This window comes from Croceitalea sp. W27 (genome assembly GCF_055693185.1).
On the sequence record NZ_CM146327.1, the window covers coordinates 2,143,867 to 2,158,924 of the forward strand.

17 protein-coding genes are annotated in these 15,058 nt (G+C 37.3%); 5 read left to right on the forward strand and 12 right to left on the reverse strand.

The window, feature by feature from the left end:
- Nucleotides 1-12: 12 nt before the first annotated feature.
- The gene (locus ACZ1GR_RS09675; RefSeq protein WP_472608789.1) at nt 13-678 is read left to right on the forward strand and encodes an ABC transporter ATP-binding protein; all 666 of its coding nucleotides are present in this window, start codon (nt 13-15) and stop codon (nt 676-678) included.
- Here ACZ1GR_RS09675 and ACZ1GR_RS09680 read toward each other — a convergent pair.
- The 7 genes from ACZ1GR_RS09680 to pdxA form a co-directional block, all read right to left on the reverse strand.
- Nucleotides 675-1,787: an NAD(P)/FAD-dependent oxidoreductase gene (locus tag ACZ1GR_RS09680; protein ID WP_472608790.1), complete on the reverse strand. Its 1,113-nt coding sequence runs from the start codon at nt 1,785-1,787 to the stop codon at nt 675-677. The two genes, ACZ1GR_RS09675 and ACZ1GR_RS09680, sit on opposite strands and share 4 nt — an antisense overlap.
- A 33-nt stretch (nt 1,788-1,820) precedes the next feature.
- Entirely contained in the window at nt 1,821-3,173 is a 1,353-nt protein-coding gene (gene accC / locus ACZ1GR_RS09685; protein WP_377767016.1) for an acetyl-CoA carboxylase biotin carboxylase subunit, read from the reverse strand.
- Nucleotides 3,174-3,264: 91 nt separating this feature from the next.
- Entirely contained in the window at nt 3,265-3,750 is a 486-nt protein-coding gene (gene accB / locus ACZ1GR_RS09690; RefSeq protein ID WP_377767015.1) for an acetyl-CoA carboxylase biotin carboxyl carrier protein, read from the reverse strand.
- A gap of 27 nt (nt 3,751-3,777) precedes the next feature.
- A complete protein-coding gene (locus ACZ1GR_RS09695) occupies nt 3,778-4,767 on the reverse strand; it encodes a beta-ketoacyl-ACP synthase III (RefSeq protein WP_472608791.1) in 990 nt (329 codons plus the stop codon).
- A 174-nt stretch (nt 4,768-4,941) separates the two neighbouring features.
- Complete coding sequence (rpmF, locus tag ACZ1GR_RS09700) at nt 4,942-5,142, reverse strand: 50S ribosomal protein L32 (RefSeq protein ID WP_377767013.1); 201 nt, start codon at nt 5,140-5,142, stop codon at nt 4,942-4,944.
- 6 nt (nt 5,143-5,148) lie between these two features.
- The gene (locus ACZ1GR_RS09705) at nt 5,149-5,682 is read right to left on the reverse strand and encodes a YceD family protein (RefSeq protein ID WP_472608792.1); all 534 of its coding nucleotides are present in this window, start codon (nt 5,680-5,682) and stop codon (nt 5,149-5,151) included.
- A gap of 97 nt (nt 5,683-5,779) precedes the next feature.
- Nucleotides 5,780-6,832, reverse strand: a complete 1,053-nt coding sequence (gene pdxA, locus ACZ1GR_RS09710) for a 4-hydroxythreonine-4-phosphate dehydrogenase PdxA (protein WP_472608793.1) — start codon at nt 6,830-6,832, stop codon at nt 5,780-5,782.
- Nucleotides 6,833-6,890: 58 nt separating this feature from the next.
- Here pdxA and ACZ1GR_RS09715 point away from each other — a divergent pair, with 58 nt between their 5' ends.
- Nucleotides 6,891-7,475, forward strand: coding sequence for a riboflavin synthase (locus ACZ1GR_RS09715; protein ID WP_472608794.1), 585 nt, complete (start codon nt 6,891-6,893; stop codon nt 7,473-7,475).
- A gap of 66 nt (nt 7,476-7,541) precedes the next feature.
- Here ACZ1GR_RS09715 and ACZ1GR_RS09720 read toward each other — a convergent pair whose 3' ends face one another.
- The 3 genes from ACZ1GR_RS09720 to ACZ1GR_RS09730 form a co-directional block, all read right to left on the reverse strand.
- Nucleotides 7,542-8,009 (reverse strand): hypothetical protein, encoded by a 468-nt coding sequence (locus ACZ1GR_RS09720; RefSeq protein ID WP_472608795.1) that lies wholly within the window; start codon nt 8,007-8,009, stop codon nt 7,542-7,544.
- 73 nt (nt 8,010-8,082) lie between these two features.
- Nucleotides 8,083-9,168, reverse strand: a complete 1,086-nt coding sequence (locus tag ACZ1GR_RS09725) for an acyltransferase family protein (protein WP_472608796.1) — start codon at nt 9,166-9,168, stop codon at nt 8,083-8,085.
- A 7-nt stretch (nt 9,169-9,175) separates the two neighbouring features.
- On the reverse strand, nt 9,176-10,987 hold the full coding sequence (locus ACZ1GR_RS09730; RefSeq protein ID WP_472608797.1) for a sodium:solute symporter family protein: 1,812 nt from the start codon (nt 10,985-10,987) through the stop codon (nt 9,176-9,178).
- Between the two features lie 111 nt (nt 10,988-11,098).
- On the opposite strand from ACZ1GR_RS09730, the gene ACZ1GR_RS09735 reads away from it, so the two are divergent.
- From ACZ1GR_RS09735 to ACZ1GR_RS09745, 3 genes are all read left to right on the forward strand, one after another.
- On the forward strand, nt 11,099-11,842 hold the full coding sequence (locus tag ACZ1GR_RS09735) for a sulfite exporter TauE/SafE family protein (RefSeq protein WP_472608798.1): 744 nt from the start codon (nt 11,099-11,101) through the stop codon (nt 11,840-11,842).
- A 66-nt stretch (nt 11,843-11,908) separates the two neighbouring features.
- On the forward strand, nt 11,909-12,136 hold the full coding sequence (locus tag ACZ1GR_RS09740) for a CDGSH iron-sulfur domain-containing protein (RefSeq protein WP_472608799.1): 228 nt from the start codon (nt 11,909-11,911) through the stop codon (nt 12,134-12,136).
- 113 nt (nt 12,137-12,249) lie between these two features.
- Nucleotides 12,250-12,426, forward strand: coding sequence for a hypothetical protein (locus ACZ1GR_RS09745; RefSeq protein WP_472608800.1), 177 nt, complete (start codon nt 12,250-12,252; stop codon nt 12,424-12,426).
- Nucleotides 12,427-12,590: 164 nt separating this feature from the next.
- Here ACZ1GR_RS09745 and ACZ1GR_RS09750 read toward each other — a convergent pair whose 3' ends face one another.
- Entirely contained in the window at nt 12,591-13,124 is a 534-nt protein-coding gene (locus ACZ1GR_RS09750) for a nuclear transport factor 2 family protein (protein WP_472608801.1), read from the reverse strand.
- A 48-nt stretch (nt 13,125-13,172) separates the two neighbouring features.
- Complete coding sequence (locus ACZ1GR_RS09755) at nt 13,173-15,056, reverse strand: serine hydrolase (RefSeq protein WP_472608802.1); 1,884 nt, start codon at nt 15,054-15,056, stop codon at nt 13,173-13,175.
- Nucleotides 15,057-15,058: the final 2 nt, after the last annotated feature.

The following is a 15,058-nucleotide window of genomic DNA, read 5'->3' on the forward strand; positions in this document are numbered from 1 at the left end:
AATAATTATACTATGCTACTACAACTAAATAATATTTTCAAATGGGTCAATTCAGGAGGTCAAAGAATCTTTCTGTTAAAAGACATTAATCTACAGGTAGAAGAAGGAGAGTTTATCTCGGTTATGGGGCCTTCAGGTTCAGGTAAATCCACACTATTGAATGTAATTGGTATGTTGGATACTTTTGATGAGGGAGAATATAATTTTTTAGATGAATCAGTTCATACACTCAAAGAAAAATATAGAGCTAATCTGTACAAAGAATATATAGGCTTTGTCTTTCAGTCTTATCATTTATTGGATGAGCTTACGGTTCAAGAGAACCTAGAAATGCCTTTGTTATATAAAAAGTACAAAGGCGCGGAACGAAAAGCCATGGTTGCCGATATGTTGGACCGTTTTAATATTGTGGGTAAAAAAGATTTGTTCCCGGCTCAATTGAGCGGGGGGCAACAACAGCTTGTTGGTGTAGCTCGTGCCCTAATTGCAAATCCGAAACTAATTTTAGCAGATGAACCTACCGGGAATTTAAACTCGCAACAAAGTGAGGAAATCATGGAGCTTTTCAAAAAATTAAACCAAGAAGATGGTGTTACTATTATACAAGTGACCCACTCCGAAAAAAATGCCGCCTACGGTTCAAGAATTGTAAATCTATTGGACGGCAGAAAGGTTTAAACTAAATCGGCGAGCTCTTTTCCAACTAGACTTCCAATGGCGATACCCATACCGCCTAAGCGAACACCGCAAAAGACGTTGTTGGATACCTGTTTGATAATTGGTTTCTTTTTGTTTCCCACACCCATGATTCCGCTCCAACGTTGTTCTATTTCAAAAACGGAGTTGGGTAGTATGACCGTTTTTAGAAACTGCTCCAATTGCTCTTGTACCAATTTTGTTCTACCAAATGTGGTCGTTTCTTCAGCATCAAAGTCTAAGTTTCGGCCACCCCCGAACAAGATTCTGTTATCAATGTTCCTAAAATAATAATAGCCTTCATCAAAATGAAAGGTCCCCTTTAACTTTAGATCAGAAATTGGTTTGGTAATTAACACTTGTGCTCTTGCCGGCTTTACATTTTCATTTAAGAATTGGGAAGCAAAACCATTCGTAGTAATTAGGAGTTTTTGAGTACAAAATTCAAACTGACTTGTTTTTATAGAAACGTTATCTTCATTTTCAAAAAAGTCCTCTACGTTTACCGAATTAAGAATAAGAATACCCTCTTTATTGGCAATATGAAGAAGTGCTGTCATCATACTTCCCGTATCTATTTGACCTTCGAACTTTTGGGTAATATAAGAAGGTATAATTCCTTCAAAATTATAAGTGTTTGTTTGTTGCTCAAAAGCTCCTTCTTTAAAAACTGGTAGTAAAAGCTTGTTTAGGTAAGATAGTTTTTCTCTGCATTCTTGAAATTGTTCAACGTCTTTTTGCAAATAAAGTTCATGCCCTCCATATTGCTCAAAGTTGAGTGCCTTATCGCCTACTAATTCTCGAAGTTTCTGTATGCCTTCACAACGTTGTTTTGCCAATTGAAGCACCTCATCTTCTGTATGTGTCTTTAAGTCTGAGAGCAATTCAGAAGCACTGCCGAAACAGGCAAAGCCCGCATTTTTTGTGCTCGCACCTTGTGGTAACATCCCTCTTTCTAAAATAAGAACCTTCGCTTTAGGAAAACGCTTTTTAAGATGAACCGCAGTCGTAAGGCCAACGATACCGCTCCCCACAATAGTAAAATCTATGTTCGAAAGCCATGTCTTATATTCCCAATAACTTAATTCCATAAAAGCAAAAACCCCGAAAGATCGGGGTTTGTTTTAATAGTCATATTTTTCATCCATTTCAAAATCTTCCATGAATTTGGTAGTATAATTACCCGCCAAATAATCTGGCTCATCCATTAACTGTCTATGAAAGGGTATGGTCGTTTTAACACCTTCAATTACAAACTCATCTAAAGCACGGCGCATTTTATTGATAGCTTCTTCACGAGTCTGTGCCGTAGTAATCAATTTTGCCACCATAGAATCATAGTTTGGTGGAATAATATAGCCGCTATAAACATGAGTGTCCAAACGTATACCATGGCCTCCTGGGGTATGTAATGTAGTAATCTTACCTGGTGAAGGTCTAAAGTTGTTATAGGGATCCTCCGCATTGATTCTGCATTCTATCGAATGGAGTTTCGGATAATAATTCTTTCCTGAAATTGGCACACCACCAGCTACTAAAATCTGCTCACGTATTAAATCGTAATCAACAACTTGTTCCGTAATCGGGTGCTCTACCTGAATACGTGTATTCATTTCCATGAAGTAAAAATTTCGGTGCTTATCTACCAAAAATTCTACTGTTCCAGCTCCCTCGTACTTAATATATTCAGCGGCTTTTACAGCGGCTTTCCCCATGTCATCCCTTAACTTGTCGGTCATAAAAGGAGATGGGGTTTCTTCGGTAAGCTTTTGGTGTCTTCTTTGTACCGAACAGTCCCTCTCAGAAAGGTGACATGCCTTACCGTACTGGTCACCAACAATCTGAATTTCGATGTGTCGAGGTTCTTCAATTAGCTTTTCCATATACATAGCACCATTACCAAAAGCCGCAGAAGCTTCTTGTACAGCACTATTATATAAATCTTCCATTTCCTCTTCACTCCAAACAGCACGCATTCCTTTTCCTCCACCACCTGCAGTAGCCTTTATCATTACGGGATAGCCCATTTTTTTGGCTGTCTTCTTTGCGTCTGTTACATCTTTGAGCAAACCATCTGAACCAGGAACACATGGCACTCCGGCTTTTTTCATTGTTTCTTTGGCCGTAGCCTTGTCTCCCATTCGGTCTATCTGATCACCAGAAGCGCCGATAAACTTTATATCATGCTCGGAACAGATTTTTGAAAACTTCGAATTTTCGGAAAGGAATCCATATCCCGGATGAATCGCGTCTGCATTTGTAATTTCGGCCGCTGCAATAATATTTGGGATTTTTAAATACGATTCGCTACTTGGCGCAGGGCCAATACAAACTGCTTCGTCGGCAAAACGCACGTGTAAGCTTTCTTCATCGGCCTTTGAATAAACCGCCACCGTTTTGATACCCATTTCTTTGCATGTTCGTATCACACGAAGTGCAATTTCCCCCCTATTGGCAATCAATATTTTTTTGAACATATTCTTTTAGTTTAAGAGTTTACCGTTTAGTAGTTTATTTGTTTGAAAGCGTTTGCTTTAAACTTTAAACTTCAAACTTCTAAACTTAAAATTATGATGGGTCAACCAAAAATAAAGGTTGGTCAAATTCTACCGGAGAAGAATCATCAACTAATATTTTGACAATTTTTCCTGAAACTTCAGATTCAATATCATTAAAAAGTTTCATCGCTTCAATCACACAAAGCACATCGCCCTGTTGTATCTCTTTGCCAACCTCAACAAAGTTAGGTTTGTCGGGCGCAGGCTTTCTATAGAAAGTACCTATGATTGGAGACTTAATGGTGATATATTTTGAATCATCAGAGGCAGCAGCAGCTGGAGCGGCCGGTGTGGCTTCGGGTGCGGCAGGAGCTTGTGGAGCAGCAGCTACCGGAGCCTGAGCCATAGGTATTTGTTGCACTATAGTTGTCTCTGGAGAACTTGACTGATCACCGGTACGAATGGTAATCTTGATATCTTCCATTTCCAACTTCACTTCACTTGCGCCAGATTTGGCAACAAACTTGATCAAGCTTTGAATTTCTTTAATATCCATTGAATTTGATTTAGTTATTCTAGTTAGTTAATATGCCCATTTTAAATAAATAGACCCCCAGGTAAATCCGCCACCAAAAGCGGCAAAAACGAGATTGTCTCCTTTATTTAATTGATTTTCATAATCGGCCAAAAGTAATGGCAGTGTTGCCGAGGTTGTATTGCCATAACGATGAATATTCATCATTACCTTGCTATCTTCTACCCCCATACGTCTGGCGGTAGCGTCTATAATTCTTTTATTGGCTTGGTGCGGAACCAACCATTGCACATCATCATGAGATAAATTGTTACGTTCCATAATTTTGCCAGATACATCTGCCATGTTAGATACGGCAAATTTAAACACCGATTTACCATCTTGAAAGACGTAGTGCTGACGGTTTTTTACGGTTTCTTCAGATGCGGGCAAAATTGAACCTCCGGCATCCATCTTTAGAAAATTTCTCCCTATACCATCTGATCTTAAATATTCGTCTTGCAGGCCTAAACCTTCTTCATTAGGTTCAAAAAGAACTGCCCCTGCCCCATCTCCAAAAATGATACATGTAGTTCTATCTGTATAGTCTATAATAGAAGACATCTTATCGGCTCCTATCAATAACACTTTTTTATACCTGCCTGATTCTATATAGCTAGATGCTGTTGACATTCCATATAAGAAACTAGAGCATGCAGCTTGTAAATCATAGGAAAAAGCATTTGTAGCACCAATCTCAGAAGCCACAAAGGCTGCCGTTGAAGCAACCATCATATCTGGTGTTGCGGTCGCCACCAAAACCAAGTCTATCTCTAATGGATCAAGGTTTTGTTTTTGCAAAAGGTCTTCCGCCGCTTTTATGGCCAAGTATGATGTTCCTTCCCCTTCTTTTTTAAGTATTCTTCTTTCCTTGATTCCGGTTCTACTGGTAATCCATTCATCATTGGTATCTACCATGGTCTCCAATAGCTGATTGGTTAAGATGAAATCTGGGAGATAAGCTCCCACAGCTGTTATTGCTGCTGTTTTTTTTGTCATGCTAGTGTCCGTTTTTTGTCAAAAAAGATGAAAATAGACCAAAAAGTGGTGAAAAATAGTGATTTTTTACGACTTTTCGCTTTAAAATCGTTCGTTTTTAAAATTGAGTTGAGTCCATAAAAAAACTCCCGATAATTACATCGGGAGTCGCTATTTTTTAAAAATAGAGCTTACTTACGCAGCAGTTTCTTCCTCTGTTTTGTCTATAAGGATTTGCCCTCTATAGTACAATTTACCTTCGTGCCAGTGGGCTCTGTGGTATAGGTGCATTTCTCCTGTTGAAGAGTCTTTCGCAATTGTTGGTGCAACCGCTTTATAATGTGTACGTCTTTTGTCTCTTCTTGTTCTTGATATTTTTCTTTTAGGATGTGCCATTGTTGCCTATTTATCCGTTAATAATTTTTTTAGTCCGTCCCACCTCGGGTCTGTATCTTCTTTATTTTCTTGTATCTCTTTTGGTTGTAATTCTTCAAGCTTATCTAAAACCTCAGATTTTAATGTTCCATCAAGTACCCCGGGGTGCACTCTTTTTTGTGGAACCGCCAAAACCAGCATTTCATAGACATATTGAGCAATGTTGATTTGGTATTCTCCGTGAGGTAGAATCAAAATCTCATCGTCTTCATCATTATATTCTTCCCCGAACTTTACGACCAGTTGCAAATCTGATTCGATTTCTTGATCGTATGGTTCACTGGTAAGATCACAATTCACATTAACACTGCCCGACGCGATGATATCCAATTCCATCATCGTGTTCATCTTATCAAGAATAGCTTTTATGTTAATTGAAGATGAATTAAACTCTTCATAACCAAAAGATTCAAAGAACGTATTATCAATTGTGTACTCAAACTCGTGTTTTCCTAACTTCAATCCTGAGAAAGGAATAAAAAACCCCTTCAACTTCTTCATTTTTACGCGTATGGTTTGTGTACGAGCCATTAAGGCGGGTGCAAAGATAGTATTTATTTACAAAAAGCCAATCTTTAACGAAAAATATCCGTTGCTGTTAGGCAGAACGCTTTACCCTCTGTTTTTTTAGTGGATTCTTAGTAAGCTCGGCATACTCATTTCTATTTCTAAAAATACGTATCGCTGCAAATACCGCTTCTTTAAAAGAGCTTTCATCTGCCATGCCTTTCCCCGCTATTTCATAGGCTGTGCCGTGGTCTGGTGAAGTTCTTACTTTGCTGAGGCCCGCTGTAAAATTAACCCCCTTACCGAATGAGAGCGTTTTAAAAGGTATCAAACCTTGATCATGGTACGCCGCCAGTATCGCATCGAATTTTTCGTGCCCATTAGATCCAAAAAAACTATCTGCAGAATAAGGCCCGTACACCAAATGCCCTTCATTGAATAATTTTTCAATAATCGGTTTCATAATTTTCTCATCTTCTTCACCAATAGTGCCGTTATCACCACTATGTGGATTAATGCCCAACAGAGCTATTTTTGGTCTACGAATACCAAAATCCATCTGCAATGATTTGGCCATGGTTGCCACCTTTTCTTGAATCAATTTGGTGGTAATTGCTTGTGCCACATCTTTTACCGCAATATGATCGGTTAAAAGCCCTACCCTAAGTTCATCGGTAACCATAAACATTAGGCTTTCACCATCTAATTCTTTCGCCAAATAATCGGTATGACCGGGAAATTTAAAATCGTCGGCCTGTATGTTGTTCTTGTTTATCGGGGCGGTTACCAAAACGTCTATTTCATTTTTTTTTAGGGCTTCGACCGCAGCTTTTAACGATTTTATGGCGTATTTTCCTCCTTCTTCCGTTGCCTGACCAAAGGCGGTTTCTGGAGTTTCTTTCCAAACATTGACCACATTTATTTTACCATCGAGTGCCTTTGCAGCATTGTGAACGCCATTAAAACTGACTTCAATACCTAAGGTCTGCTTTTGGTTTGATATGGTCTTGTTGGAAGCAAATAAAACTGGAGTGCAAAAATCGAGCATCCTATTATCCTGAAAAGTTTTTAGGGCTACTTCACATCCAATACCATTTAAATCACCCACTGAAATGCCTAACCGTATTTTTTTACTTCCGTCCATAGAATCAATATTCGAATAGCTACTTTTACATTACAAAGCTAGGTAATTTCAAAAAGACATGTTTACAGGTATTATAGAGACTTTAGGAGAGGTAAAAGATTTAAAAAAGGAAGGCGAAAATCTTCATATTACTATTTCATCTGCTATTACTTCAGAACTTAAAATCGACCAAAGTGTTGCGCATAACGGGGTGTGTTTGACCGTCGTTGCTATTGATAATGATTTATATACGGTTACGGCTATACAAGAAACCTTGGATAAAACAAGTTTAGGCGAACTTAAAGTTGATGATAAGGTAAACTTAGAAAGAGCTATGGTTTTAGGTGCCCGATTAGATGGCCATATCGTTCAAGGCCATGTAGACCAAACCGCTTTTTGCCAAAGTGTTGAAGAAAAAGACGGTAGTTGGGTTTTTACTTTTAAATATGATTCGTCCTTAAATAATGTAACCATAGAAAAAGGATCAATAACTATTGATGGTACCAGTCTTACGGTGGTAGATTCTAAAAAAGACCGTTTTAGCGTGGCCATAATCCCTTATACCTATGAGCACACCCGATTTAACACCTATAAAAAAGGAACTGTGGTAAACCTAGAGTTTGATGTTATTGGCAAATATGTAGCTAGGTTATTGGAAAAATGACATTAGATGTAAGACTCTTTTGCTAAGTCGAAAAGGATGACTGACTAAGAATAAAATCATTAGTATTTATTCTATTAAATGTTGAACTTTTGGAATTACAATTTTGTCATAAATTCCATTTGAGAAAGTTTTAAAATCATCATAACAACCTATGAATTCGCCATTTGGAAAGGTTAAACAGTATTTTGTGCTTAATCTCAAGCTTCCAAACCCATTTTTTGCTCGATATTTAATAGTATGTAAGACTGGATATCTTTCTTGATTCGAAAGAATCTCCTTAAAAATAGTATTAAATTCTGCTTCTTTCTTAATATAATCTTCAATAGATAATTGATCAGGTTTACTCGAAATATAAAGCTCCATTTCAGATTTTAGAAGTTGATATGAATCTATTTCAACCAATTCAAAACTTTTAGAATCATGAAGGCCTTTTTCAAAATATGATGCAACTTCTTTTGGTAAATCTGAGAATTGATTTTTACATGATAAAAGCAAAAGTAGAGCTACTAAAAAGAATGGTAAATTTAATTTCATAAGAAAAAACTGTAAATCAATTGTTCGATTTTTACATTCATTTAAATGTATTCTAGACTAATATTTTTTTTGTTTAAACCTTAACAAAAATCTTACGCTTATAAAGTACATACGCCAATAGGCAATAGAAAGCAACTACACTTAACCCATAAAGTAAGGAAGAAGTTTCTAAAGACATAAATTCTTGAACATATATATTCTGAAAAAGCCAACCATGCAAAGAGGTTTCTCCAACCTTAATGAGGCCCATTACCTTGCTGATAAAGCTTGATAAAAAATAGAGCACAATAGCATTTGCCCCAGCGTATTTGAATATACTACCAAATTCAATTTTCTTTACCTCCGTTAGGTAATAAATCAATGCTAAAACCACATTGGCCCAACCGGCGGTAACCAAAACAAAGCTGCTTGTCCACAGCGCTTTGTTAATAGGAAATACAAAATCCCATAAATGGCCTATTAATAGTAGCGACCCTCCCAGACCAAATAGAATAGTTGCCTTTTTCTTTTGTTTTGACAGTAATATTAGTCCTGTGAAAATTCCTAACAACGAACTTACAATTGATGGAATTGTGCTTAACAGTCCTTCGGGATCATAGTCTGGTTTGTAATTGTGGGTTCCGAATACTTTTACATCTATCCAGTTTGCAAAATTATTAGGCGCACGGTCTAAAGTTGATTCTATGCCGTTTACTGGCACTAAGGTCATCAACAGCCAATATCCTATTAAAAGAATAGCTGAAACGCCGATAAGTTTTTTCCAGTCAAGATTTATAAATAATATCGAAGCGAAAAAGAAAACCACCCCTATTCTTTGCAAAACTCCTGGAAACCTAATCTCTGAAAAGTCTTTTATAAATGGAAAGCTTAGCATGAATGCACCCAAAAACAGGCCTAACCCTATCAGTTTTAAGCTTCGGATAGCTATTTTTTTATAGGTGCCAGCGTTTGTCTTTTTGTTCTGGTATGCAAAAACTATTGAGGTTCCGACAATAAATAAGAAAAAAGGGAAAACCAAATCGGTTGGTGTATAACCATGCCATTTTGCATGCAAAAAGGGGGCGTATACGTTAGACCATGTACCAGGCGTATTGACTAAAATCATCAAAACAATAGTCATGCCCCTAAAAATATCAATCGCTAATATCCTGTCTTTCATGTCTATGTTATAAAATAGTTGACTTCATTTTACCCCAAGTACGAACCAATAAAATTGCTGCTACAATAGCAATGCCCGTAAGCGTTAGCGCCAATGTGGTTTCACCATAAATCCAATACCCTGTGGCAAACATGATACTATAAATTAAAACGACTCCTATTAACATTGCGCCAATACCAGAGGGAACGCTCCATTTTTCGTTAGTTGTACTAATCTCCTCATTATCTCTGGTTGCTTTTGAAACCACTTTTGCCCATCCTGGTCCTCCGGGTTGTATTTTTTTATAAAATGAGCGCAGCGTTGCATCAGATTCAGGTTTTGTCATAAAAGTAACCGCCACCCAAATTGCTGTAGTGACCACCACCACAAAAGGATAATTGGCCCATTCTGGCAAAACTCCCGTTATAGGGTCAAATAATATGTCGCCCAAACTGGTTTTTACCAATAGAATTGAGATGATTCCCGAAGCAAACATCGCCGTAATTTCACTCCATGCATTGATACGCCACCAAAACCAGCGTAAAATAAAGACTAGTCCCGTTCCTGCGCCGAAGGTTACCAAAAGGTCAAAAACTTCGAATGCGTTTTGAAGCGTTAGCGCTAATAATGCACTAAGCACCATCAATATTACAGTAGAGATTCTACCCACTGCAACCATCTGCTTTTCTGTGGCATCAGGATTTATCTGTTGTTTGTAAAAATCAAAAACAATATAAGAAGAACCCCAATTCAATTGTGTTGAAATGGTGCTCATATAAGCTGCAACCAATGAAGCCAAAACCACTCCTAAAAGTCCGCTTGGTAATTTGGTCAACATGGCGGAATATGCAAGGTCATGACCCAATTTACTTTCAGCCACTTCAGGAAATGCCGATGCTATACTAGCAATATCAGGATAAACCACCAAAGATGCCAAGGCCACTAAAATCCATGGCCATGGGCGAAGAGCATAATGCATAATATTAAAAAAGAAGGTGGCCCCAATAGCATGATTTTCATCTTTGGCAGCCAACATGCGTTGTGCGATATAACCACCGCCACCAGGTTCAGCCCCTGGATACCAAGAACTCCACCATTGCACTGCAATAGGGATAATAAACATGGTTATAAGTACACTGGTATTATCAAAATCAGGCAATATATTTAGTTTGCCTGCAACGTTCTGGTGGGCTATCAAAGCTTCAATGCCTCCCACTTCAGGAATATTTACCAAATAAAATGCGGCTCCAATTGCACCTGCCATGGCTACAAAAAATAGAAGAAAATCCGTATAGACTACTCCCTTAAAACCCCCTAATGCGCTAAAAATTACCGTTATGAGTCCTGCTCCAACAACGGTTTCCCAAGGCTCTAGACCCAACATAATACCGCCTATTTTTATGGCCGCCAAGGTAACCGATGCCATGGTTATTACATTGAACAGCGCCCCTAGATATATCGATCTAAACTTTCGAAGAAAACTCGCTGGTTTACCTCCATAGCGCATCTCATAAAATTCTAGATCTGTTTTTACATTAGACTTTCTCCATAGCTTGGCATATACAAAAACGGTAAGCATACCTGTTAATAGAAAACACCACCAAACCCAATTTCCAGAAACCCCTGAAGTTCTCACGATATCAGTAACTAAGTTGGGCGTGTCGGTAGAGAAGGTTGTGGCCACCATTGACAGGCCTAATAGCCACCAAGGCATAGTGCGGCCCGAAAGAAAAAATTCTGAAGAATTCTTTCCTGATTTTTTGGAAACGTATATTCCAATTCCTAAAACAAGGGAGAAAAAAACTATAATAAAACCGTAGTCAAGTGTACTGAGTTCCATAAGTTGGTTTTGGTCGATTTTTAAAGATATCGATTTTTAAAATATTTTTGCCTTAGATTCGCTCAACCTAAACTCAGGTTCCACCAATAACATCAGAATTAACCACCAAGCATGAATATTGAAGTTTCCACAATCGGTTGGGTGTTGGCCGCAACCGCCTCTTTTTTGCTTGGTATTTCAAAAGCCGGGCTCAAAGGCCTCTCTATTTTTAATGTAACCCTTATGGCCCTTGCATTTGGCGCAAAGCAATCTACGGGTCTGATAATGCCCTTGCTTTTGGTAGGTGACGTTTTTGCCGTAATCTACTACAATAGACATACCCAGTGGAAGTACATTCGTAAGTTTTTACCTTGGATGCTCACTGGTATTTTAATCGGAGTTTTTGTAGGTAAGGATTTGCCCGAGAAGCAATTTAAAATTGGCATGGTCGTGGTGATTATGATAAGTCTGGCCATTTTGATTTATTGGGAAAGACGAAAATCAAAATCAGTGCCTACTCATTGGGCCTTTGCAGGCGGCACAGGTATTTTTGCAGGCATCTGTACAATGATAGGCAATCTCGCAGGTGCCTTTACCAATCTTTTCTTTTTGGCTATGCGCTTGCCTAAAAACGAATTTGTTGGCACAGCAGCTTGGCTTTTTTTAATTACCAATCTCTTTAAGTTACCTTTTCATTTATTCGTTTGGGAGACTATCTCTTTAGAAACCTTGGCCATAAATTTAAAATTAGTGCCTGCTATTTTACTTGGTCTTTTTACAGGTGTAAAACTGGTAAAGTTGATTAACGAAAAGCAATATCGCATCTTTATTTTGGTGGTCACGGCGATTGGGGCCATTGCAATTCTGGTACGCTAAGTTGTCTTATTTATTTTAATTCTTAGAAAGGTTTACGCTAATTTTAATTTATAATAAAGATTAGACATGAGTGATTCTTACAGCCCTATTAAAGTTGATTTAGAAAAAGATAAGCGCTATGCCTGGTGTACCTGCAGCCATAGTACCAACCAACCTTTTTGTGATGGTTCTCATCGAGCAAATAATGCTACCCCATCTATGGGTTTTAGTGTTGAAGAAGACAAAGAAGCCTATTTATGTACTTGTAAAAAAACAAGTAATCCGCCCTACTGTGACGGCACGCATAATGCTTAAATAAGACCCTATTTTAGGGTAGTCGACTGCTTTACAAGATATTAGATTTGTTAAGTATTTGTTAATCTAATTTTTTTAGATTACTTTTAGTTAACCAACTTAATCAATTTGGCATGAAAGCTTCTGAAAAATTACTTCCTGCAAGAATCCTTATCTGGTCTTTAGTTATAGGAATGCTAGTTGTAGGCTACACGATTTACGCTCAATATGCCGATGAAATTGGCCAGGAAGTTACCAATACTATTGTTGAAGCATTGCCCGACTTTGACAACGCGGTCGCAAAGCTTTAAGGATTTACAATAATCTTTCTGTTCGTTACAAATAATTCTATACAGTATATTATCTCTCGTTTTATGTGAATGTTTTCTTTAATCATTTCAAATAGAACATACAACCTAGAAATGAAACGTCTCTGAAATTTTCAGTATGCCAGTGCTATGTTTTCAAATACTCGCTATTGTAGAGCGTCCCATTCTTTTTGAGTTGCAAGTGGTTTTTGATATTCCATCATAGCGTACCATTTATTATTACGTTTTACGAGTAGCATTTCAAAAGGAATGATAAACCTGACTGTGTTTCCACCATTGGTATCAGTAGATGTATAAACAAATATTCCTGTTTCGTGAGCAGTAGTTTCGTTGCCAATTCTTTGAGAAAAACGAAGTTCTATATTCACTTTTATTTCCCCTTCTCTAGTATCTTTAAACCCCTTCTTCCAACCTTCCAGCGCAGTCGAAATTGGCACAGAAGTCTTGTTATTTCCTGACGCAAATACGATAACGGCATCTTTATGGAAGCAATCTTTATTCCCTTCAAAATCACCCTCTATTACAGTTTTATTTAATCGTTCCCAATAGCGGTCAAGTTCGGCGATTCTAGTCGAATCGTTTCGCGCCTGAATGGAAGGAAAGCATTTTTTTGAAGCAGCAGCTGACAGCTGTACACTTACCATTAAAAAGATTACTAAAACTAATATGTTTTTATGCATAATTCTGAAATTTTTCTTGATGATTTTACTTTAATACACGTTTATTAGTTAGTTCTTTTTCGCAAATAATTGAATAAAAAAGTTCTTTACTCCGGAAGCTCCTTTTTTTCCATCATCATCTTGATTCGATAAGATGATTACCGTGTATTGGTCTTTTGTGAAATGGAGTAATTCGTTGTGAATTCCATACCAACCTCCACTATGGCCGGTAATCTTTTGATTATACCTTGAATCAATGTCCACTCCATAACCAATATGGGTATTATAGCCTTTGGTTTTTGGTTGATGCATTTGTTTTACCGTTTCCTTTTTAAGCAATTTGCCCTTTCTTAATGCCTTTGAAAAATTGAACAAATCTTCAGCAGTAGCATAATGAAATCCTGCTGGGGACGCTTTTGAAAGGTAAGATTCATTTTTCTTAAGCGTTTCCATTTCTCCAAAATGAGAAGTATAGCCATCAGCTCTGTTTTCTGTTATTGCATCTATTTCAAATACCGAGGCGTTTTCCATCTGTGCAGGTTTAAAAACAGCATTTTTAATATAGTCATAGTAATTTTGCCCGCTCACTTCTTCAATAATCAAACCTAATAACACAAACCCCGATGCACTATAATGATACTTTGAACCAGGTTTAAATAAGAGGGTGTCATTTTCAAAAAGTGGCACAAAGTCACTTACATTTTTGTACTGCAATTTATCCGTTGCTAAAAACCGTTCTTCAGTATAGAAATTATTAAGTCCTGAAGTATGAGACAGCAGTTGATGAATGGTAACACTGTTTTTAACTTCTTCATTTGAATAACTAGGTAGATATTTTCCAATCGGTTCTTCCAAAGAAATTTTACCCTCATCATAAAGCTTTAAAACACCAACTGCCGTTATCATTTTGGTAATGGAGGCGAGATTGAATTTAGTGTGTACCTCATTCTTAATTTTGTGTTCGATGTTTGCATAGCCATAGGCCCTATAGTCAATTATACTATCTTCTTTAGCAACTAGTATTGCTCCCGAAAAATCTTTTGTTGTTAACGCATTCAAATAATTCTGAATTTCAGAAAATTCGGACTTCACCTCTGGACTGCACGAAGAAATTGAAATTGTGGAATACAGAATCAATAAAATAATGCTATTATTTCCTTTGCTTATGCTTTTTCTCTTAGCAAACTCTTTATTCAAAAAATAGATACAAACTAGTACTAGAAGTACTGAACCACAAATCGCTAAAACTAGGTTTAATAATCCGCCATATAGCTCTGTTAGCGTTTTATCCATGGTAGAGTCCATGTCCACAAAGTATCGGACCAAATACCCGCTAAAATTAGCTGTCGCATGAATTATTATGGAGTATGAGATACTCTGTGTTCTATAATACACCCATCCTGAAAAAATGCCTATTACCAAACCTGTTACAAATTGCCATGGGTTTAAATGAACTAGTCCGAAAAGGAAACTGGAGACTATAATTGCAGTAATTGGAGTATACTTTTTTAGTAAACCATCCAATATAATCGCTCTAAAAATCAATTCCTCGAGAATTGGCGCAGCAAACACCATTAAGATAAATGCAAAAATTCCTGTTTGATTGCTAAAGGACAAAAAGACTTGTTTAATACTTTCTGGTATTGGAATCAAGTTTGTAATAGGAAAAATTAGACCAAAAAGCAAAGCTACAGCCGCAATGATAATGAAGGGAATTATCTTTTTATTTTCAATCTTGAAATTGAAAGCCTTGCTATTGATCTTACTCTTTCGAATGGCGCTTATAATCCAAAAAGGCACTCCTATGGCCAAAAGATAGTAGATAAGTGTTGCAGGTTCTTTGCCCATAAAATTACCCAATAGTAAACTCATTGGACTAAACAAGAGCATTCCAAGAACCACGATTGCCGTAATCCCGAAGCTTTGTAAAATAGTAAGGTCATTTTTTTTCATAG

Bases quoted from the DNA above. Each gene is read 5' to 3' on its own strand.
- pdxA (WP_472608793.1), bottom strand. From the start codon at position 6,832: ATGGACGGAAGTAAAAAAATACGGTTAGGCATTTCAGTGGGTGATTTA.
- ACZ1GR_RS09675 (WP_472608789.1), top strand. From the start codon at position 13: ATGCTACTACAACTAAATAATATTTTCAAATGGGTCAATTCAGGAGGT.
- ACZ1GR_RS09745 (WP_472608800.1), top strand. From the start codon at position 12,250: ATGAAAGCTTCTGAAAAATTACTTCCTGCAAGAATCCTTATCTGGTCT.
- ACZ1GR_RS09740 (WP_472608799.1), top strand. From the start codon at position 11,909: ATGAGTGATTCTTACAGCCCTATTAAAGTTGATTTAGAAAAAGATAAG.
- ACZ1GR_RS09705 (WP_472608792.1), bottom strand. From the start codon at position 5,682: ATGAAGAAGTTGAAGGGGTTTTTTATTCCTTTCTCAGGATTGAAGTTA.
- ACZ1GR_RS09680 (WP_472608790.1), bottom strand. From the start codon at position 1,787: ATGGAATTAAGTTATTGGGAATATAAGACATGGCTTTCGAACATAGAT.
- accC (WP_377767016.1), bottom strand. From the start codon at position 3,173: ATGTTCAAAAAAATATTGATTGCCAATAGGGGGGAAATTGCACTTCGT.
- ACZ1GR_RS09755 (WP_472608802.1), bottom strand. From the start codon at position 15,056: ATGAAAAAAAATGACCTTACTATTTTACAAAGCTTCGGGATTACGGCA.
- ACZ1GR_RS09730 (WP_472608797.1), bottom strand. From the start codon at position 10,987: ATGGAACTCAGTACACTTGACTACGGTTTTATTATAGTTTTTTTCTCC.
- ACZ1GR_RS09750 (WP_472608801.1), bottom strand. From the start codon at position 13,124: ATGCATAAAAACATATTAGTTTTAGTAATCTTTTTAATGGTAAGTGTA.
- ACZ1GR_RS09725 (WP_472608796.1), bottom strand. From the start codon at position 9,168: ATGAAAGACAGGATATTAGCGATTGATATTTTTAGGGGCATGACTATT.
- ACZ1GR_RS09720 (WP_472608795.1), bottom strand. From the start codon at position 8,009: ATGAAATTAAATTTACCATTCTTTTTAGTAGCTCTACTTTTGCTTTTA.
- ACZ1GR_RS09695 (WP_472608791.1), bottom strand. From the start codon at position 4,767: ATGACAAAAAAAACAGCAGCAATAACAGCTGTGGGAGCTTATCTCCCA.
- ACZ1GR_RS09715 (WP_472608794.1), top strand. From the start codon at position 6,891: ATGTTTACAGGTATTATAGAGACTTTAGGAGAGGTAAAAGATTTAAAA.
- ACZ1GR_RS09735 (WP_472608798.1), top strand. From the start codon at position 11,099: ATGAATATTGAAGTTTCCACAATCGGTTGGGTGTTGGCCGCAACCGCC.
- rpmF (WP_377767013.1), bottom strand. From the start codon at position 5,142: ATGGCACATCCTAAAAGAAAAATATCAAGAACAAGAAGAGACAAAAGA.
- accB (WP_377767015.1), bottom strand. From the start codon at position 3,750: ATGGATATTAAAGAAATTCAAAGCTTGATCAAGTTTGTTGCCAAATCT.